Origin of the sequence: Micromonospora sp. WMMD987 (assembly GCF_029581435.1) — a bacterium.
Classification (GTDB): domain Bacteria; phylum Actinomycetota; class Actinomycetes; order Mycobacteriales; family Micromonosporaceae; genus Micromonospora; species Micromonospora rifamycinica.
In genome coordinates this window covers 881070-900653 of record NZ_CP120861.1, presented here as the reverse complement: position 1 = coordinate 900653, position 19584 = coordinate 881070, and the positions used below count along the sequence as shown (strand labels likewise).

19 protein-coding genes are annotated in these 19584 nt (G+C 72.5%); 7 read left to right on the top strand and 12 right to left on the bottom strand.

Annotated elements, in window-relative coordinates:
* Nucleotides 1-12 precede the first annotated feature (12 nt).
* The 11 genes from O7612_RS04075 to sbnA all read right to left on the bottom strand — a co-directional run bounded on the left by O7612_RS04075 (nucleotide 13) and on the right by sbnA (nucleotide 10660).
* Nucleotides 13-1263: an FAD-dependent monooxygenase gene (locus O7612_RS04075; RefSeq protein ID WP_282270589.1), complete on the bottom strand. Its 1251-nt coding sequence runs from the start codon at nucleotides 1261-1263 to the stop codon at nucleotides 13-15.
* A complete protein-coding gene (locus tag O7612_RS04070; protein WP_282270587.1) occupies nucleotides 1260-1499 on the bottom strand; it encodes an acyl carrier protein in 240 nt (79 codons plus the stop codon). The genes O7612_RS04075 and O7612_RS04070 overlap by 4 nt, the downstream gene beginning before the upstream one ends.
* On the bottom strand, nucleotides 1492-3399 hold the full coding sequence (locus O7612_RS04065) for an HAD-IIIC family phosphatase (RefSeq protein ID WP_282270585.1): 1908 nt from the start codon (nucleotides 3397-3399) through the stop codon (nucleotides 1492-1494). The genes O7612_RS04070 and O7612_RS04065 overlap by 8 nt, the downstream gene beginning before the upstream one ends.
* Nucleotides 3389-4456, bottom strand: a complete 1068-nt coding sequence (locus tag O7612_RS04060) for a 3-oxoacyl-ACP synthase III family protein (protein WP_282270583.1) — start codon at nucleotides 4454-4456, stop codon at nucleotides 3389-3391. Before O7612_RS04060 ends, O7612_RS04065 begins: the two co-directional genes overlap by 11 nt.
* Nucleotides 4457-4497: 41 nt before the next feature.
* Nucleotides 4498-5529, bottom strand: a complete 1032-nt coding sequence (gene sbnB, locus O7612_RS04055; protein ID WP_282270580.1) for a 2,3-diaminopropionate biosynthesis protein SbnB — start codon at nucleotides 5527-5529, stop codon at nucleotides 4498-4500.
* A gap of 63 nt (nucleotides 5530-5592) precedes the next feature.
* On the bottom strand, nucleotides 5593-5790 hold the full coding sequence (locus tag O7612_RS04050) for an MbtH family NRPS accessory protein (RefSeq protein ID WP_282270577.1): 198 nt from the start codon (nucleotides 5788-5790) through the stop codon (nucleotides 5593-5595).
* The gene (locus tag O7612_RS04045) at nucleotides 5787-7643 is read right to left on the bottom strand and encodes a non-ribosomal peptide synthetase (RefSeq protein ID WP_282270575.1); all 1857 of its coding nucleotides are present in this window, start codon (nucleotides 7641-7643) and stop codon (nucleotides 5787-5789) included. Before O7612_RS04045 ends, O7612_RS04050 begins: the two co-directional genes overlap by 4 nt.
* Nucleotides 7640-8149 (bottom strand): nuclear transport factor 2 family protein, encoded by a 510-nt coding sequence (locus O7612_RS04040; RefSeq protein ID WP_282270573.1) that lies wholly within the window; start codon nucleotides 8147-8149, stop codon nucleotides 7640-7642. The genes O7612_RS04045 and O7612_RS04040 overlap by 4 nt, the downstream gene beginning before the upstream one ends.
* Nucleotides 8150-8151: 2 nt before the next feature.
* The gene (locus tag O7612_RS04035; protein WP_282270572.1) at nucleotides 8152-8664 is read right to left on the bottom strand and encodes a GNAT family N-acetyltransferase; all 513 of its coding nucleotides are present in this window, start codon (nucleotides 8662-8664) and stop codon (nucleotides 8152-8154) included.
* Nucleotides 8661-9617: a TauD/TfdA family dioxygenase gene (locus O7612_RS04030; protein WP_282273787.1), complete on the bottom strand. Its 957-nt coding sequence runs from the start codon at nucleotides 9615-9617 to the stop codon at nucleotides 8661-8663. The genes O7612_RS04035 and O7612_RS04030 overlap by 4 nt, the downstream gene beginning before the upstream one ends.
* A 32-nt stretch (nucleotides 9618-9649) precedes the next feature.
* Nucleotides 9650-10660, bottom strand: coding sequence for a 2,3-diaminopropionate biosynthesis protein SbnA (gene sbnA / locus O7612_RS04025; protein WP_067303214.1), 1011 nt, complete (start codon nucleotides 10658-10660; stop codon nucleotides 9650-9652).
* Nucleotides 10661-10829: 169 nt separating this feature from the next.
* Between sbnA and O7612_RS04020 the strand changes: the two genes are divergently transcribed.
* The 4 genes from O7612_RS04020 (at nucleotide 10830) to O7612_RS04005 (ending at nucleotide 15775) form a co-directional block, all read left to right on the top strand.
* Nucleotides 10830-13268 (top strand): type I polyketide synthase, encoded by a 2439-nt coding sequence (locus O7612_RS04020; RefSeq protein ID WP_282270568.1) that lies wholly within the window; start codon nucleotides 10830-10832, stop codon nucleotides 13266-13268.
* Nucleotides 13269-13306: 38 nt separating this feature from the next.
* Nucleotides 13307-14035 (top strand): alpha/beta fold hydrolase, encoded by a 729-nt coding sequence (locus O7612_RS04015; protein WP_282270566.1) that lies wholly within the window; start codon nucleotides 13307-13309, stop codon nucleotides 14033-14035.
* 125 nt (nucleotides 14036-14160) lie between these two features.
* Nucleotides 14161-14949: an AfsR/SARP family transcriptional regulator gene (locus tag O7612_RS04010; protein ID WP_348774263.1), complete on the top strand. Its 789-nt coding sequence runs from the start codon at nucleotides 14161-14163 to the stop codon at nucleotides 14947-14949.
* A gap of 220 nt (nucleotides 14950-15169) precedes the next feature.
* Nucleotides 15170-15775, top strand: coding sequence for a response regulator transcription factor (locus tag O7612_RS04005; protein ID WP_282270564.1), 606 nt, complete (start codon nucleotides 15170-15172; stop codon nucleotides 15773-15775).
* A gap of 73 nt (nucleotides 15776-15848) precedes the next feature.
* On the opposite strand, the gene O7612_RS04000 is transcribed toward O7612_RS04005, so the two are convergent.
* Nucleotides 15849-17342 carry an MFS transporter gene (locus O7612_RS04000; RefSeq protein ID WP_282270563.1) on the bottom strand — a complete coding sequence of 498 codons (1494 nt, stop codon included), beginning with the start codon at nucleotides 17340-17342 and terminating at the stop codon, nucleotides 15849-15851.
* Between the two features lie 231 nt (nucleotides 17343-17573).
* On the opposite strand from O7612_RS04000, the gene O7612_RS03995 reads away from it, so the two are divergent.
* The 3 genes from O7612_RS03995 (at nucleotide 17574) to O7612_RS03985 (ending at nucleotide 19546) form a co-directional block, all read left to right on the top strand.
* Nucleotides 17574-17933 (top strand): hypothetical protein, encoded by a 360-nt coding sequence (locus O7612_RS03995; RefSeq protein WP_282270561.1) that lies wholly within the window; start codon nucleotides 17574-17576, stop codon nucleotides 17931-17933.
* Between the two features lie 123 nt (nucleotides 17934-18056).
* Nucleotides 18057-18287: a hypothetical protein gene (locus tag O7612_RS03990; protein WP_282270559.1), complete on the top strand. Its 231-nt coding sequence runs from the start codon at nucleotides 18057-18059 to the stop codon at nucleotides 18285-18287.
* Between the two features lie 230 nt (nucleotides 18288-18517).
* Nucleotides 18518-19546: a ketoacyl-ACP synthase III family protein gene (locus O7612_RS03985; protein WP_282270557.1), complete on the top strand. Its 1029-nt coding sequence runs from the start codon at nucleotides 18518-18520 to the stop codon at nucleotides 19544-19546.
* Nucleotides 19547-19584 lie beyond the last annotated feature (38 nt).

Sequence of the window (19584 nt, the reverse complement as noted above, 5' to 3'; positions counted from 1 at the left end):
GGGCCGGGTGGGTCAGACGCCGAGGCCGGACCGGCCCACGCCGGCCGGCACGGCCAGGTCGGCCGGGTCGATGCCGTGGGGCGCGTTGAGGACGCCGCCGAAGATGCGGTACTTCAGCGGCAGGGCGTCGAGCAGCCGGTACCGGGCGCGACGCAGCAGCACACCGGGGGTACTGCCGGTGGCCAGCGCCTTCTCCTGGAGCCGTTGGAAGCTGGTGACGTGCGCCTTGTGGCGACGCCGCTCGGTGACGAACCCGGCGAACGCGGCGGCGGGGACCGGGCCGGCGGTGGCCAGCGCGTCGGCGATGACCGGCGCGATCACCACGGCGTCCTGGATGGCCAGGTTGACGCCCTGGCCGAGGATCGGGGTGCAGGTGTGCGAGGCGTCGCCGATCAGCACCAGCCCGTCGCGGGTCCACTCCGGCACCTCGGCCGTGAAGATCTCCAGGAACGACGTGTCGTCCCACGAGTTGAGGTGCTCGGCGACGACCGGGGCCAGCCGCGGGTCGAGCGCCATGATGCCGGCCTTGAACGGTTCGAAGCCCGCGGCGCGCAGCGCACCGAGTCCCCGCTTGGGCAGGTTGTGGCCGACCCGGAGGAAGTCCGGGAAGGTGGGGAGCACCACCAGGTGCCGGTCGCGGTCGACGACCAGTTCCGCCTGGAGACCCCAGCCGGCCGGGCGGGGCAGCTTGAAGGAGAGGAAGTCGCGGGCCATGTGCTGCACGTCGGCGGTGATGCCGGCCGCGTGCCGCACCTTGGAGAACCGGCCGTCGGCGCCGACCACCAGCCGGGCGCGGACCTCGCTCGTCGAGCCGTCGCGGCGGCGCAGCCGGGCCCCGGTGACGGTCTCGCCGTCGCGCAGCAGCCCGGTGAACGAGGTGCCGAAGCGGTACTCGAACGTCGGGTACTCCGCCGCCGCGTCGCTGAACATGGCGATGAGCGCGGGTTGGGGGATGTCCACCGGCACCTCGCCGAGCGCGAACCGCCGGTAGTCGACGTGCATCACCCGGCGGCCCTCCATGCGCATGGTGACGCCCTCGGTCCGCAGGAAGCCGTGGGCGTCGAGCGCCGGGCCGAAGCCGAGCCTTCGCAGCGTCACCACCGACGGCGCGGCCACCGTCTCGCCCCGGAAGTCGCGCTCCAGGGACGTCTGCTTCTCGACCACGAGGACGCCGATGCCCCGGCGGGCCAGCAGGAAGCCGAGCAGGGCGCCCGCGGGGCCGCCACCGACGATCAGGACGTCGGTTTCCTCCACGGCGCTCACCGGCGGATCCCCGCGTCGGCGTCGACGAGTTCGGCGAGTTCGCCGACGGTGGCGACCGCGGCGAACCGCTCGTAGTCGAGGGGACGGCCCACCTCGCGCTCCAGGTACACCAGCACCCGTAGCGCGTTGACCGAGTCCCAGCCGTCCACCGCGGCCAGCGGGGTGTCCGCCGCGACGGTCCCGCCGGGCAGGTCGAGCAGGTCGGTGATGACCTCGACCACCAGGTCCTCAGCCAACACGGAACACCTCCGGTTCATGCGTGATCTCGATGAAGGGACTCAGGTCGGGCAGCCGCGCCAGGTCGTGCCGGAACCCGCCGGCGTCGCCGGTGGGGTGGAACCCGAGCGAGGGGTAGAGGTCGGCGAACCGGCCGTTGCGGTCGGTCGGCCGGAACGTGCCGGTGACGCCGGGTGCGCCGGCCGCAACGGCCGCGCGCAGCACCAGCCCGAGCAGGGTGCCCTCCACCCCACGGCTGAACACCCGGCAGCTGAGCACGAAGTTGCCGATGCGCCAGCTGCCGTCCGTGGCCCGGTCCAGCGCGATCGCGGCGATCAGCCCGTGGTCGCCGAACGTGTCGCCGAGGCGGGCCGTGAAGAAGGTGGGGGCACCGTCCGTGCCGGACCTGTCCACCTCGCCCGCGCCGTACCGCACGCCGGTGAGGTTGCACTGGTTGGTCTTGGCGAAGAGCTGGGTGATCCGCCCGGCGTTGACCGGCGTGCACGGCTCGACGGTGAGCCGGGTGCCGAGCCGGGCCAGGTGGTCGGCCAGGCTGGTCGCCTGCTGCTCGACCTCGCGCCGTCGGGCCTGCCGGCGGTACAGGGTGGTGCGGTCGCGGTCCTCGTCGGTGACCGAGAGCACCAGGAAGTCGCCCCGGGCGGCGAGCGCGGCGGCGTACCCCGCCGGGTCGTCGGGCAACTCGACGGTGGTGACCTCCGGTGCCATCCGGCGCATCAGTTCCCGCTCGACCGGGTTGTCGTCGACGAAGACGAACGCGTCGCTGCCGAGGTTCAGCTCGACGGCCATCGCCCGGACGTTGCCGGCCTTGGGCTCCCAGTCGATCCGCCGGGCCACCAGGTGGGCGCTGCGCAGCAGCATCTCGGGATGGTTGTCGAGCGCCTCCACGGCGACCGGCTCGTCGTTCTTGGAGCTGACCGCCAGCAGGACGCCCTGGGCGCAGAGGTCGAGGGCCAGCCGCTGGAGTTCGGTGTGCGCGGTTCCCGGATAGCTGCCGCCGATCCGCAGTCCGGCGGTGCCGACGTCGCCGACCACGCCGTCCCAGAGCGTGTTGTCCAGGTCGAGGACCAGGCACTTCGCGGCGCGGCCCAGGTCGGCGGCGGCGACCCGGGACAGCTCCTCGGCGTACGCGAGCAGGTAGCCCGGCGCGTAGGCGTGCCCGGCCACCTGGCGCATCCGGTGGTCGGCGAAGATGCCGCCGGCCGCCTCGGCCAGGTCGCCGTGGTCCAGCACCACGGTCGACGGCAGGTCGGCGGCCAGCGCGGCCAGCCCGGCGTTCATCGTCGACCAGGCGGCGGCGAGCCGGGCGCGGGCGGCGTAGCTGACCAGCCGGCGCGACCGCAACGGATGGAGCGGAACGGTGGTGAGCACGACGAGCCCGCCGAGCGTGTCGCGGGCGGCGGTGACCCAGGCGGCCAGCTCCGCCGGGAAGGCCGCGCAGCGGGCCTCCACCTCGTCGAGGTCGACCGGGTCGGCCACCCGGTCGAAGACCGCCGCGTCGTCGAGGAGGCAGCCGACCAGCCGGGGCCGCAGCGTGGACAGCTCGGGCGCCCCGGCGGCGATCTCCAGCTGCCACTGGTTGAAGCCGGCCATCCGGATCTCGGCGAGGATCCCCCGGCGGAACGCCGCCGCCGTGATCATCGGCGGCAGGGCGTCCATCGTGGAGCTGCCCAGCAGGGCCAGGCGCGTCCTCGGCAGGTCGGCGTCGGCCAGCGCGGCCCGGCCCCGGGCTCCGCGCAGGAGACGGCCGGCCGCCTCCAGGTCGAGCGGATCGGGTACCCGGTCGAGCAGCTCGCGGACCGTCGCCAGGTCCGGCGGGGTGTCGGCGAGGGTGGCCCGCAACCCGGCCAGCGCGACCCGGCCGGTGGTCGGCGCGGGCGGGGTGCCCTGGTCAACCGACATCGGGGCCACCCTCCGCCCGGTGGCGCAGGGCCATCCCGGCCAGCACCCACTTCGACGACTCGACGGTCGCCACCAGCATCCGGCCGCCCCCGCCCACCCCGCCGCGGATCCGCCGTAGCGCCCGGTTGAGCTGGATGAACGGCAGCGCGTTGCCGTTGTTGCCGGTGTCCGCCACGCAGGACACCGCCTGCTGCTCGCCGACCCCGAGGTAGTCCCGGATCCGTTCGGTCATCACGCCGTTGAGCTGCGGGGTGAGGACGTGCTCGACGTCCGGCAGCCGCCACCCGGTGACCGCCACCAGCTCGTCGAGGATGGCGCGGGCGGCCTCCGGCACGTGCCGTTCGATCGCCTTGTAGTCCTCCTCGCCCATCGCCTCGCGCACCGTCCGGCCGTGCGCGTCGGGCACCTGCGGCGCACCAGCAACGCCGTACCAGCGGACGGTCTGGGCGGGTGCCCGGCCCTTGCCGACGGTCCGCAGGAAGAGGTGCTCGACGAGCAGCCCCGGCCCGTCCGTGCCGGCCTCCACCACGGCCGCCCCGCCGCCGTCGCCGAACATCGCGAAGTTGACCATCTCGGCCGGTCGGAGCTGGGCCACCGCGTCGCCGGGCGGCAGCATGTTGCGGCAGGTGTCGGCACCGATGACCAGGCCGCGGCGCAGACCGGAGGCGAGCAGCGCACGGGCGGTGTAGAGGCCCTGCAACGCCCCCGCGCAGCCCGAGGTCAGCTGGAACGTGGGCAGGTCGTTGAGGCCGAGCCGGTCGGCGACCAGGTTGACGGTCGCCGGCATCAGGTGGTCCGGCGAGGCCGTGGAGAGGATGAGGAAGTCGATGGCCGCCGGGTCCACCCCGGCCCGGACCAGGGCCTGCTCCCCCGCCTCGGTGGCCAGGTCGCCGGTGGTCTTCGGTACGCCCGTGGGGCTGTCCGGCCGGCAGAAGTAGCGGGTACGGTTGCCCGTGACGGAGTCCAGCCACCGCTCGTGCAGGCCGAAACGCTCGGCCATGTCACGGTTGGTGACGGGCTCACCGGGCAGCACCTCGCTCAGTGCGATCAGTCTCATGGTCGTCTCGCCTTCGGGTTCGGGCGGTCGTGATCAGGCGCTCAGCCGTACCGCTGGACGTCGTGGAAGAAGTCCGGGACGCAGACCAGCGCGTCGTCGGCGCTCACCTGGTCGTAGACGTGCTTGGCCAGCACCAGGTCGAGGACGCCGAGCCCGAACGGGGAGAACACCACCGGCCGGTCCGCGGGCGGGGTGATGCCGCCGGTCAGCACGTCGCACAGCGTGCCGGCCACGAAGTCCCGGTGGCCGACCCGCTGCTCGGTGAGGTGGACCGAGGTGCCGGCCTTCATCACGTGTTCGACGTCGTCGACCACGTTCCAGGCGTCGAGGATGACGTCCGGGTCGAGGTCACGCAGGGACAGGTGCAGCACCAGCGGTGCGTGGCCGAACAGTGCCGGGTCGCTCACGTGCGGCTCGCCGGCGACGGTGGTGAACAGCACCAGGTCGCTGTCGGCCAGCAGCCCGTCGAGACGGTCGTGGGTGACCACCTGCTCGCCGCAGCGGCGCAGGTGGTCGCCGAAGCCGGCGGCGTGCTCCGCCGACAGGTCGTGCACGCCGACCGACTCGAACCGCAGGCCGTTGGCGTGCAGGTAGCGGTGGGTGTAGCGGGCGATGACGCCGGCGCCGACCACGCCGAGGCGGCGGGGGGTGACCCCGCGCGCCGCGGAGAGCCGGACCGCCGCCGACGCCGCCGACGCCGCCGTCCGGGCCGCGCTGATGATCGACGCTTCCAGACAGGCGATCGGGTAGCCGGTCTCGAAGTCGTTGAGGACCAGCACCGCCGAGGCGCGCGGGATGCCGGCCGCCACGTTCTCCGGGAAGCTGGAGATCCACTTGAGGCCGTGCACGCCGACCTTGCCCCGGACCGACGCGGGCAGGGCGATGATCCGGTCCCGCGGCCGGTCCGGGAAACGCAGGAAGTAGGAGTCCGGGTTGGTCGTCTCGCCCTCGCCGTGCAGCCGGTAGGCGCTTTCGACCAGCTCGGTGACCTCGCGCTCCCGCCCGTGCAGGACGTCGTGCACCTGCCGGCCGGAGATGATCGCGAACGGTGGTACCTGGAACATGGTGCTCATCAGCTCCTGAGTCGTCGTACGGCGGGATGGTCCGCTGCCGGGAGGGGATCCGGCCGACCGGTCCTAGCTGCCGGTCCGCCCGGCGGTGGCGCGTCGCAGCGACGCCGGCCGCAGGTCGGTCCAGACCCGGTCGACGTGGCTGACGCACTCCTCCTCGGTGCCCTCGAAGCCGGCCGGACGCCAGCCGCCGGGGTCGGGGCGACCGGCCGGCCACAGGCCGTACTGCTCCTCGTGGTTGACCAGCACCCGCCAGCCGCTCATGCCGACACCGCCGCGGTGTTCACCCGCTCGTTGACGGCGGCGGTGAAGGCGCCGAACGTACGGTGCTCGAACAGCATCCGGGTAGGCACCTTGACCCCGCCCAGGCTGGTCCGCAGCCGGGTGGCGACCTGCATGGCGTTGAGCGAGTGGCCGCCGATGAGGAAGAAGTCGTCGTCCTCGTCGACCTTCTCCAGTTCGAGGACGGTGCACCACACCTCACGGACGGTGTCCGTGGCGTCGACCTTCATCTGTGTCTCCTCGGGAGTGTCGGATCCGTCCGGGCCGTCCTCGGTGGACGTGAGCCGTCGGATGAGGGCACCGCGGTCGGCCTTGCCGCCGACGGTCAGGGGGATGGTGTCGACGACCACCCAGTCGCCGGGTTGCATCCAGCTCGGCAACTGGCCCGCCGCGTACGCCCGGACGGCCGCCAGGTCGCCGCCGGGACGCAGGTGGAGCACGGCGGAGAGCCGCCCGCCGTCCTCCCCGCCGTGGTAGAGCATCACCGCGCGGCTGACGTCCGGGTGGTCGGCGAGCACCGACTCGATCTCGCCGAGTTCGACCCGGTGCCCACGGATCTTGATCTGGTCGTCGGTGCGGCCGATGTACTCGATGACCCCGTCGGCCCGCCGGACCACCCGGTCCCCGGTCCGGTACATCCGGGCGCCGTCGGTCGACAGCGGATCGGGCACGAACCGCGCGGCGGTCAGGCCGGGCCGGCCCGAGTAGCCCCGGGCCAGGTAGGGTCCGGCCACGCACAGCTCGCCGGGGGTGCCGTCGGGTACCGGCACCAGGTCGGCGTCCACCACGCGGGCCTGGACCCCGGCCAGCGGGCGGCCGATGGTCGGGCTCTCGCCGGGCCGGATGAACGTGCCGGCCACGTTGACCGCGGCCTCGGTCGGCCCGTACAGGTTCATGGCGGTGACCGAGCCGTCGCCGACCAGCGTCTGCAACCGCGCCCACAGGGCGGGGGGCACCGCCTCGCCGGCGATGAAGAGCCGCAGGTGCCGCTCCGGGCCGGCGACGGCGGCCAGGTCCTCGATGAGCATCTGCGCGTGCGACGGGGTCATGTCCGCCTCGGTGAGCCCGCGCTCGACGATGAACTCGGCGAACTCCTCGGCGTCGCGGCGCATGTCGTCGGTGAGCACGCCGACCGTGTCGCCCCGGAAGACCCGCACCCACTCCTGCACCGACGCGTCGAACGCGATGGAGGCGTTCCAGGCCAGCCGGGCGCCGGGCGGCCCGAAGAAACCGCCCTGCTCCATGCCGTTGAGGAAGCTGACCAGCGCCCGGTGGGACACCTCGACGCCCTTCGGCCGCCCGGTCGAGCCGGAGGTGAAGATGACGTACGCCAGGTTGTCGGGGTGCAGGGCGACCGGCTCCGACCGCGGCACCCCGGACCAGTCGGTGCGGTCGAGCAGCACCGGATCGGGTCCGGACCCCTCGGGCAGCGAGCCGACCAGGCCGGCGTGGGTGATCGTGGTGACCGGCGCGGCGTCCCGGACGATCCGACCGAGGCGCTGGGCCGGCTGCTCCGGGTCGAACGGCACGTAGACCGCGCCGGCCTTGAGGATGCCGAGGATCGCGACGATCAGGTCGGCGGTCCGGGGCAGCAGCACGCCCACGGCGCACTCCGGTCCGGCGCCACGGGCGGTCAGCAGGGTGGCCAGCCGGTCGCTGCGGTCGTCCAGCTCGGCGTAGCTGAGCGTGGCGTCCACGCCGACGACCGCGGCCCGGTCGGGGTGGGCCGCGACCGCCTCCCGGAACGCCGCCACCGCCGAACCGTGGAACTCGGGTCGGCCGCGCCGGTCCGGCGCCGGCCCGGCGTCGACCGGGGCGGGGAGGATCTGCGTCATGACCCGACCGCCTCGGCCTGCTGCTCGGCCACCCGGTCCAGCAGCGCCTGGGTGTCCTGGAGCGGACCGGCCTCGGTCTGCAGCACCACCTTCCACGTGCCGTGGTCGCGCAGCCAGCAGGTGGCGTGCACGAAGGTGATGGTCATCTCGGCCGAGTCGAAGCGGACCACTTCGAGGATCTGGCCGCTGACGCACTGCTGGACCACGGTCTTGATCGGGGTGACCGTCAGCGTCCAGGTCGGCTCCTCGAAGTACTCCCGGAGGATCCGGCCCCAGGCGTCGCGGTTCATGCCGACGGTCCCGTCGGCGCCCAGGCCGGTGGCGTTGGGGCCGATGAAGTGACCGATGAACCGCTCGTAGTCACGCTTGGCGAACGCCCCGACGAAATCGTCGCCGGCCTCGGTCAGCTCGGCCACGCACCGCTCGCATCCGGCGTCGCCCGCGTGACCGGCGGTGAACGCCGATCCGGTCACGTCCGGGTCGACGAGCGCCAGCTTCTCCCTCATCCTCAGTCCTCACTCTCGGTTGCGGCGGCGCGGTCGTCGCGCGCCCGTGTCATCAGCAGCAGCACCCCGCCGGGGTGCTGCGGATCCGGGATCGTGCCGTCCGGGCGGAATCCCTCGGAGACGTAGAGCGCCTGGGCCCGGTGGTTGTACGGCTTGACGTCCAGCCAGACGGACCGGGCGTCGTGCCGCTCGAAGGCGTGGGCCACCGCGGCCCGGAACATCGCCCGGCCGTGGCCCCGGCCCCGGATCCCGTGGTCCAGCACGACCCGGCGCAGCTCCACCCGACCGCCGCCGTCGCGCAGCCCGGCCAGCAGGACGAACCCGCCGACCGTCGTCCCGACCACGGCGACCAGGTGTTCCTGGTCGGCGTCCGCGAACGCCGCCAGGTGGTAGTCCCGGCCGGTGACGCCGAGGTACGACGTGGTGTCCGGCCCGACCTCCATCCGGGTGATCCCGTCCAGGTCGTCCGGGACCGCCGGGCGCACCACGAGCGTCGGGCCGACGGAGGTGGTCACGGCGTCCCGACCGCCGCGTCCGACGCCTCGGCCATGGCGATGGCGATCTTCCGGGCCCCGGTGTACGGCTCGCGACCGTGTGCGGTCAGCATGTTGTCGATGACGACCAGGTCGTCACGCTGCCAGTCGAAGCGGGTGCTGGCGGCCCGGTACGCCTCCTGGAGGTGCTTGGTCACCTCGGCCGGGATCTCCCCACCGTCGCCGTAGTAGCTGTTCGTCGGCAGGTTCTCCGCCCCGAACATGTCCAGCATCTCCTCGCGGTAGACGGCCGGCAGCGTGTCCACGTGGAAGAAGGTGGCGTGGTTGAACCACACCTCGGCCCCGGTGACCGGGTGCCGGCGGACGGCGTCGCGCACCGCCCGGGTGCGCAGTCCGTCCGCGCCGATCCACTCGACCTGGATGTTCTGCGCCGCGCAGTACCGCTCGACCTCGGCCCGGTCGTCGGTGTCGTAGAAGTACTGCCAGGTGCCGCCCATCGCGCCGAAGTTGCGCACGTACGACCACTTGCGGCGGGTGAACTCCTCGACCACCGCCGGGTCGATGTGGTCGAGGACCCGGCGGACGTCGGCGAACGGGGTGGCACCCTGCGTCGCGGCCGGGGTGAGGCAGTAGAAGTAGACCTTCATCGGCCAGTTCTGCTGGTACGAGCACTCGTTGTGCAGGAAGATCTCCTCGTTCTCCGGGTAGTCCGTCGAGGTGAAGACGTTCCCGGAGAGGCTGCTGCGCGGCGAGGACCGCTCGGTGTAGTCCAGCGGCTCACCGGAGAGCGCCCGCACCACGCGGTGCAGCCCCTCGACACCGCCGACGTCGAAGCCGCGGAACAGCACCGCGCCCTGCTCGGTGATGAGCGACCGGATGGCGGCGCGGTTGTCGCGCACCGTGTCGAGGATCGCGCCGTTGCCGTCGTACTCGATGACGGTCGGAAGACCGTCGGGAAGCGCGGAGATCCGCATCATCGTCCCTCTCGTCGAATGCCTGCCGGTCGTCACAGCCGCCCGGCGGCTGCGATCCCGGATTCCTTCCACAGGTGCGACACCTCACCGAAGTTCTGCCGGACCCAGGTGTCGGAATAGATCGTGTTGAGGTAGCGCTCCCCGCGGTCGGGGAAGATGAGCACGCAGGTGGCCCCGGCCGGGATCTGGTCGCGGTAGCGCTCCAGCGCCGACACCACCGCGCCGGAGGAGCCGCCGGCCAGGATCGCCTCCCGCGCCATCAGCCGGCGGCAGCCGACCACCGCGTCCAGATCGGACACGTGCACCACGGGCCAGGTGCTGGCCGGGTCGAGCAGCGGCGGCGGGGCCGAGGCCCCGTGGCCCGGGATCAACCGGCGGCGGCTCTCGTCGCCGAAGATGGCGCTGCCCACCGCGTCCACCGCGACGACCGTGGTGCCCATCCGGTGCTCCCGGACGTACTCGGTGACCCCGGTCAACGTGCCGCAGGTGCTGGTGGCGCAGAAGATGAAGTCCGGGTCGCCGGGCAGCGCGTCGACGATCTCCCGCATGGTGCGGTGGTGCGCCTGCGGGTTGCGCGGGTTGGCGTACTGGTTCGGCCAGAAGCTGTGCGGCTCGCGCGCCACCAGCTCGCGGACCCGTTGCAGGCGGATCGGCAGGAACTCCCCGGTGACCGGGTCGGGCTCCTCGATCAGCTCGATCTCGGCCTGGAAGGCGCGCAGGATCGCCAGGTTCTGCGGGGTGGTCTTGGCGTCCACCACGCAGATGAACCGCAGCCCGAAGTACCGGCAGATCTGCGCGATGCCGACCGCCAGGTTGCCCGAACTGGACTCGATCACCACCGACCGGTGCGGGACCAGTTCGCCGCTACGGATGCCGTGCAACAGCATGTTCAGCGCCGTGCGGTCCTTGATGCTGCCGCCCGGGTTGGCCAGTTCGAGCTTGCCGAACACCCGGGCCGGTCGGTCACGCAGCAGGCCGTCGAGTTCGACCAGCGGTGTGCCGCCGATGCACCCGAGGATGCCCTGCACCGTGTTGCGGGTCATGACTGCGCCTCCTGCCGTCGATGGGGCCGAGTCTGTCCGGGCCCCCTTGAGCGGCTCTTGACGCTCCGCGCCCGGCGCGGACCTCAGGGGGTCTCAAGAACGCGTCGGTACGGTCCGCCGTAGTCGTGCACCGGTGCCGCGAGGCCGTCAGCGAGAAGCGAGGAGCGACGTGGATTCCACACAGTTGCGCGCCCTGGTCGAGGAGCAGTTACGGCAGTCCCGTGCCCTGCGGGCGCGGGTCCGCGAGTTGGAGCAGGAGCGGCACGCCCCCCTGGCGGTGGTCGGCATGGCGCTGCGCTTCCCGGGCGGGATCAGCACCCCCGAGGCGTACTGGGACCTGCTCGACGGCACCGGGGAGGTGGCGTGCGAGATCCCGGCCGACCGGCCGGGGCTGCGGGCCGCGTACCACCCGGAGGTCGGCCGGGCCGGACGGTCGTACGTCCGACGGGCCGGCTTCCTGCGGGACGTGGCCGGTTTCGACGCCGACTTCTTCGGCATCTCCAACCGGGAGGCCGAGTCGCTGGATCCGCAGCAGCGGTTGCTGCTGGAGACGTCCTGGGAGGCGTTGGAGCGGGCCGGCATCGCGGTCCGCCGTGGTGGACGGCTGGACGCGGGCGTCTACGTCGGCATCATGGCCTCCGAGTACGGGCAGCGGTTCACCGACGGCGACCCGGAACGCCTCGACCCGTACTACGGCACCGGTGGCGGGCACTGCTTCGCGGCCGGGCGGATCAGCTACGCGCTCGGGTTGCGCGGTCCGGCCGTCAGCATCGACACCGCGTGTTCGTCGTCGCTGGTGGCGCTGCACTCGGCGGCTCGCGCGCTACGCGGTCGGGAGTGCCGGTACGCCCTGGTCGGTGGCGCGAACCTGCTGTTCTCGCCACAGCTGATGGTGTCGCTGTGCCAGAGCCGCGCGGTCGCCCCGGACGGCCGGTCCAAGCCGTTCCTGGACGGTGCCGACGGCTACGGCCGGGGCGAGGGCGTCGCCACCGTGGTGGTGATGCGCCTCGACGACGCCCTCGCCGAGGACCGCCCGGTGCTGGCGGTGCTGCGCGGCACCGCGGTCAACCACGACGGCGCGTCGTCCGGGCTCACCGTGCCGAACGGCCCCGCCCAGCAGGAGGTGATCCTGGCCGCGCTCCGGGACGCCGACGTCGCGCCGGCGCAGGTCTCCTACCTGGAGGCGCACGGGACCGGCACCTCGCTCGGCGACCCCATCGAGGCGGCGGCGCTGCACGGCGTGTTCGGGCGCGACCGGGCGACCGGTGACCCGTTGCGGGTGGGCAGCGTCAAGGCCCGGCTCGGCCACCTGGAGGCGGCGGCCGGCATGGCCGCGTTGATCAAGGTGGTGCTCATGCTCCGGCACGGTCGGCTGGTCGCCGACGTGCCGCCGGGCGAGGGTCCGCTCAACCCGCTCATCCCCTGGTCGCGGCAGTGCCTGGAGGTGGTCCGCGAACCGCGTGACTGGACCGGCGAACGGTTCGCCGGGATCAGCGCGTTCGGGCTCAGCGGCACGAACGCGCACGTCGTGCTCCAGTCCGCACCGGCACCGGCACCGGCCGAGCCGACCGACCGTGCCGAGCCGGGCGGACGGGCCGAGCTGCTGGTGCTCTCCGCCCGGACCGAACCGGCGCTGCGCACGCTGGCCGCCACGGTCAGCACCCGGCTCTACCGGGCGGACGACCGGACGGCCGGATCGATCTGCCACACCCTGCGGACCGGACGTACGCCGATGGCGTACCGGATCGCGGTGACCGGCGGCACCGCGCGGGAGTTGGCCCGCGCGCTGAGCAACGCCGTCGACCTGCCGACCGGCGCGGTCACCGAGGTGCCCCGCGAGGTGCTGCTGCACACCGGCGACCCGGTTACGCTGGCCGCCGCCGTACGGCCGCTGGCGGACCGCTTCCCCGGCCTCGGCGTGCCCGGGGACGACCCGGCCGCCTGGCTGTCGGCCGCGCTGACCGCGCTGGGCGTGCCGGTGCGCCACGGTGCGGGCCCGACCGGCGCGGACGTCGCGGTGGTGGGTGTCGGCACCCGCCGTGTGGTGCTCGTCCCGGCCGACCCGCTCCGGGCGGAACAGGTGTTCCTGGACGCGCTGGCCGAGCTGTTCCGCGCCGGTGTCGACCTGCACGGGGAGCCGCTGCGCCCCCCGGGTGCCCGCTACCTGCCGGACCTGCCGACCTATCCGTTCCAGCGCCGCCGGCACTGGGTCGACGAGCCCCGCCCCGGCGGGTACGAGGCGTCGGCCCCGGTGGCGTCGCCCCTGTCGGCGGCCGTGTCCCCGGTGGCCGGCACCGACGCGATCGTCGCCTTCCTCCGCGACGAGCTGGCCGCCGCCCTCAAGGCCGACGAGCTGGACCTGGCGGCCACCTTCGCCGACCTGGGCGGGGACTCGTTCACCGCGATGCTCTTCGTCCGCAGCGTGGAGGACCGCTTCGCGACGCCGGACATGCAGGCGGAGTTCGCCGTCGACCGCCCGTTGACCGAGTTGCTCGGCGAGCTGGCGGCGGCGATCGCGGAGCGGTCCGGTGCGGAGCCGGTCAGCGCCACGGCGTGCGCGGCCGGCGTCCGGGCTCCGGTCAGCGCGGGGGCGGGGGCGGACCGGTGAGGCCGTTCATCCGACCGCGCCCGGTCGAGGACCCCGCCGTGCGGCTCGTCCTGCTGCACCACGCGGGCAGTTCCGCGATGGTCTACTACCCGCTGGTCCGGCTGTTGCCGGCCGACTGGGACGTGCTGCTGCTCGACCTGCCGGGCCGGGGTTCCCGGCACGGCGAGCAGCCGGACCGGGAGATGACCCGGGTCGTCGACCGGGTGCTGGCCGACGTCGCGCCGCTGGCGGACGGCCGTTACGCGCTCTTCGGCCACAGTATGGGGGCGATCGTGGCCAGCGAGGTGGCCCGCCTGCTGGCCGGGCAGGGTCGGCCGCCGGTGTGGGTGGGTGTCTCCGGCCGCTGCGCGCCGGCCAGCCCGGTCGACCATCCCGCCCGGCTGGTCACGCTGGACGACGACAGCCTGCTCAGCACGTTGGTCGGGCTGGGCGGCCTGCCGGCCGTCATCGGTGAGGTGCCGGAACTCCGCGAGCAGTTCCTGGGGATCGTCCGGCCCGACCTGGAGGCGGTGGCGTCCTACCGGCCCCGGGTCGACCGGTCTCCGCTGCCCTGCCCGGTCACCGTCTTCGGCGGTATCGACGATCCGTTCGCGCCGCTGGGCAGCCTGCCGGCCTGGCAGGAGGAGACCGTCGTACCGCTGCGGCAGTGTCTGTTCCCGGGCGGGCACTTCTATTTCGCCGACGACGCGATGCCCGAGTTCGCCCGGCAGCTCCGCGCCGAGCTGCACGCCGAACTCGGCACGCAGGCCGCCCGAGCAGCACGTTGATCGACCGGAGGAAGCACTCACGTGAGATTTTCACGTGAGGTGGTGATTCCGTCACTGGCCCGGGACTCCCGCCCTGGGCAGGCTCTTGCTCGACCGAAGGTGCGTTTGCGCAGATCGGGGGAGCCATGCGAATCGATTTGTTAGGTCCGTTGTCCGCATCTCACAACGGGCGGTCGATCATGCCGACCGCCGCCAAACCGTGCCAGATACTCACATTGCTGGCACTCAACCCGAATCGGTTGATGACGAAGGCAGACCTATTCGAGGAACTGTGGGAGAACAGCCCTCCACAGAGCGCGACGACAACTATTCATACGTACATCCATCAACTCCGTCGACTTATCGACAGGGCGGTCGGTGACCAGCCGACGGGATCCCGGGACATCCTGGTGACCCACCGCAGCGGCTACTCGCTGAGCCACGCGGTCACCGACGCCCAGGAGTTCCGCCGCCTCTGCGCGGCGGGCACCCGGGCGTCCGAGGCGGGCGACCACCGGCTGACCAGCCAACTGCTGGGCTCGGCCCTGGGCCTGTGGCGCGGGCCGATGCTGCCGGACATCCCCCTCGGTCCGCTGCTCGGCCTGGAGGTGATGGCGCTCCAGGACGCCCGGGAGGCCGCGCTCAGCCGGCGGATCGCCGCCGACCTGCGCCTGGGGCGGCACCACGAGATCATCGGCGAGCTGCGCACGCTCTCCAACCGGCACCCGATCAACGAGCAGTTCGCCGCGCACTACATGGTCTCGCTGTACGAATCCGGCCGAATCACCGGCGCGCTCCAGGAGTTCCAGCGCATCCGTAGGCTGCTCATCGACGAGCTGGGCGTCGAGCCGGCCCCCCGCCTGCGCCGCCTCCAGGAGGTCATGCTCAGCGGCGGCCAGCCGCTGCGGGATCCCGTCCTGACGGCCATGGCCTGACCTGTCGGGTCGATCTTCTGTCATCTGATCGACCCGACAGGGCCACCGACTGGCATCCGGGGCGTAGTGTACTGACACCAATAGATATCAGAACGTGTGCGAGCGGGCCAGGCCGGGAGCCAGGCCCGTCTTCGCATCGCCTTCGTTCCGCTCATCGACGAGGCTGTGCGGTCCCGCCATAGTCGATGACAGAAAGGGTGCGATGTTGTCATCGTCGCGGTTGAAGATATTGCTGGCCGAGGACGTCCACATGATTCGGGGGGCACTGGTCGCCCTCCTGGAGTTGCAGCCGGATTTCCAGGTCGTCGTCGAATTGTCGCGGGGCGACAAGATCCTGTCAGCGGCGCTCACCCACCTTCCCCAGGTGGCCATCATCGACGTGAATCTGCCCGGCCTCGACGGACTGAGCGCGGCCCGCCAGTTGCACCACCGGGTGCCGACCTGTCGCACCCTCATCCTGACCGGCATCGGGCGGCCCGGCATGCTGGAGCGCAGCATCGAGGCCGGGGTGACCGGCTTCATCCTCAAGGGATCACCGCCGACCAGCCTGGCGGCGGCCGTCCGCGAGGTGGCGGCGGGACGCCGGGTGGTCGACTCGCAGATCGCCCTCGCGGCGCTCAACGAACGCGACTTCAGCCCGTTGTCACCCCGCGAGGCGGAGATCCTCACCCAGACCGCGCACGGCCACTCGGCCGGCGAGATCGCCTCGATGCTGCACCTGTCGATCGGGACGATCCGGAACAACCTCACGTCGATCACGTCGAAGCTCAGTGCCCGCACCCGGGTCGACGCGGTGCGCATCGCCCGCGACGCCGGCTGGATCTGAGCCACGGCGACCCGGTAGGCGGACGACGGCGGCCCGACCATCGGTCGGGCCGCCGTCGTCCGGATGCGGTCGGTCAGCCGGCGACCTTGACCGGGCGGCTACCGGCGTCCGTGCCGGCCACGGCGTCCGCCGGGGCCCGCGGCGGCAGGCCACGGAAGCCGATGATGCCGGTCAGCAGGCTCAGCCCGACCCAGACGAAGAGGGTCGCGATGCCGGCCTGGAGCGCGTCGTTGAGCGCCTCCGGGCCGACCCGGCCGTCCGCGGCGTACTCGGTGATGCGGTTCTGGAGCACGGTGGCCGCGACCGCCAGACCGAGCGCGCCGCCGACCTGGGTGGAGACGTTGAGCACGGCCGAGGTGGTGCCGGCGTCCTCCTCCGTCGCCTCGGACGTGCCGACGGTCGGGGTCGGGATGAGGCAGAGCACCAGGCCGACCCCGAGCAGCGTGGTGATCGGGAACAGCACCGACCAGTACGACGCGTCGACCGGCGTGCGCAGCAGCAGGACCAGCATGCCGGCCAGCAGGACGGCGCCGATGACGTACGGCACCCGGGCACCGATCTTCGGGATCGCCTTGGACAGCGGCCCGGCGACGATCATCATGGCGAGCGTGGTCGGCAGGTAGGCCAGCCCGGTCTCCATCGGCGTGTAGCCGAGGACGCTCTGCATGTAGATCGGCAGCAGCATGAAGCACGGGATCATGATGCCGGCGGTGAACAGCTCGCCGAGGCTCCCGGCGACCACCCCGCGCAGGCGGAACAGCCGCAGCGGCAGCAGCGGCGCTTCGGCCCGCATCTCGATCATCACGAACGCCGGCAGCATCACCGCCGCGACCAGGAACGACACCACGGTACGCGGGCCGGTCCACCCGTGGTCGTTGACGCTCACGATGGCGAAGACCAGCGCGCCGAGGCCGAGCGTGCCGGTCAGGCCGCCGAGCACGTCGGCCCTGGGACGGGGACCGGTCGGCGCACCGCCCGGGATGAGCGCGAACGCGGCGAACAGCAGCACCACGGCGATCGGCAGGTTGATGTAGAACGCGAGCCGCCAGTTGACGTCGACGATGGCCCCGCCGAGCAGCGTGCCGAGACCCGCGCCGACCCCGATGACCGCGCCCCAGACACCGAACGCCTTGGTCCGCTCGGCGGGATCCCGGAAGGCGACGACCAGGATGGACAGGCAGGCCGGCGAGAGACCGGCCGCCGCGATGCCCTGGATCGCACGGGCGGCCATGATCTGGGTGTCGGTGTTGGCCATCGCGGCGAGCAGCGAACCGGCCGCGAAGAGCACCAGCCCGCCGACGAACATCCGGCGGCGTCCGATGACGTCGTTGAGTCGGCCGCCGAGCAGCAACAGGCCGCCGAACAGCACGATGTAGTTGTTGAAGACCCATTGCAGGCCGGTGGCGGAGAGCCCGAGATCCTTCTGCAGTTGCGGGCCCATCACGCTGGCGACCGTGGTGTCGAGCGCGATCATCAGCTGACCGACCGACACCACGGACATGATCAGCCAGCGGCGGCGGTGCAACGCCGACTCCCGCCCGGCCGCGACCTGGACTTGCTCGCTCATGGCGTTTCCTTTCGCCCTGCCCAGACGGATATGTCATGCGGCGGTATCGGAACCGATCATTCAGTGAGCACTGCTCTTTGTCAAGAGCATTGATTTTTTCCCGTGCCACTGATCTAATTCAGACACCCTGATCTTGTCTGGCACACGGAGGGCGCCGGGCGGGGCAGGGCAATAGATGTCGATCGAAGCCGCTGACGGCCGACCGACCCGACAGCCGCCTAGGAGACCACGTTGCGGATCATCGCCGCCGTCTGTTCCGCCATCCTCGTCATGGAGTTCGTCCTGCACGGGCTGGCCATGTTCATCGGCATGGAGGCCGGCATCGACCCGCTGACCCGGCACTTCGGTTTCCGGCCGGAGCGCTGGCTGGTCCTGCTCATCGGGGTGCTCGACGCCGCCGCGGCGGCGGCCCTGGTCGCCGGATGGTGGCACCCGTGGGCCGCCGCGGCCGGTGCCGCGTACGCCCTGGCCTTCTTCGGCATGATGCTGGTCCTGCGCTTCCACCGGCACCTCGGCGGCATCCTGCCCCCGGACTTCCCCCTGTTCTTCACGCTGGCGGCGGTCGTGCTGGTGCTGAGCCTGCTGCGCTGACCCGCCCGGTCCGGACGGCCACAGTCGGGTACGGCACGGACCCCACCGTGCCGTACCCGCCTCAAGCGCCGCTTGGGCGACGCGCTCCAGCGCCGGTGCAGCGCGCTGGGGCAGCCTCACCGCATGGAACGGCTGTGGTCGACCCTGGGCGGCATGATCCGGCGGTTCGTCGGCGGTATCGCCCGCGGACTGGTCAGCGTGGGCGAAGCGGCCTCCCCGGTACCCCTGACGGTGCGCGCGGCCCCCCGGGTGCGGGCGACCCGACCACAGCCCTGCCTGCTGCGGTACGGCTCACTGGCGTCGCCGCCGCGCCGGGCGGCACGCCGGCCGCCCGGTCGGGGCCGGCCCCGCTGACCCGGCCCGCCCGCCACACCGACCCGCCCCGCCACACCGACCCGGCCCGCCCCCACGCCGGCCGGCCCGTGCCCGCCGCCCCGGGCACACCCATCGCGACCACATTGGCCCCGCCGACAGGTGCGCCCCACCGCGACCACGGCCGGCGGCGGCCGACGCCCGCCGCTCAAGGGCCGGTCGAGTCCGGACGGCCATGCTCGGTGCACTAGGTGCGACCACAAGGAGGCGCTGTGCGTTGGGACAACATCTACCTGGCCGGACTCGGGGTGCACCTGCCGGAGGACGTGTACACCGCCGAGCAGGCCGTCGCCGACGGCGTCTACGACGCGACCGCCGCGGTGACCAACGGCATCCGCGCTGTCCGGGTGGCCGGACCCGACGAGTCCGGTCCGGTGATGGCGGCCTCGGCCGGCCGGCAGGCCCTGGCACGGTCGGAGCACCGGCCCGAGGACGTCGACGCCGTGCTGCACGCCTACGTCGGGCACCAGGGCCGGGAGTTCTGGAGTCCGGCGCACTACGTGCAGCAGGAGACCGTGGGCGCCAACGGCGCGTCGGTCACCATGGAGATCCGCCAGGGCAGCAACGGCCTCCTCGGCGGCATCGAACTCGCCGCCGCGCACCTGACCGCCCGCCCGTCGGCCACCGCCGCGTTGATCACCTCGGGTGACGCCTTCCACCTGCCGTTCATCGACCGGTGGACCAGCGACGACCAGACCGTCTTCGGTGACGGCGCGGCCGCCGCCGTGCTCTCCAAGCGCGGCGGATTCGCCAGGGTGATCAGCACGGTCAGCGCCACCGAGCCGAGCCTGGAACCGCTCTACCGCGGCCCCGAGCCGTGGTCGAGGACGCCGTTCGACGACGGGAAGCCGGTCAACCTGACCGCCCGCAAGGACGACTGGCTGATGAAGAACGAGGACGCCTACGACGACGCCGTGGGGCTGGTCGGCCAGAAGGTCGCCGGGGTGCTCGAACAGCTCCTCGACGAGGCCGGGATGACCCTCAAGGAAGCGCAGTGGTTCGTCCACGCGACGCTCATCCGTCCGATCGCCGAGTGGAGCTTCTACAAGACGCTCGACCTCGACCCGGCCACCACCACGTACGAGTGGGGCCTGGACTACGCCCACATGGGGAACTGCGACCAGTTCGCCGGCATCAACCACCTGTACGAGACCGGCCGCCTGAAGTCCGGCGACCGGCTGGTCACCATCGGCGCCGGCATCGGTTTCATGTGGACCGCCGCGGTGATCGAGATCGTCTGAACCGGGGTCCGGACCCGACGACAGCGGCCCGACGCGTA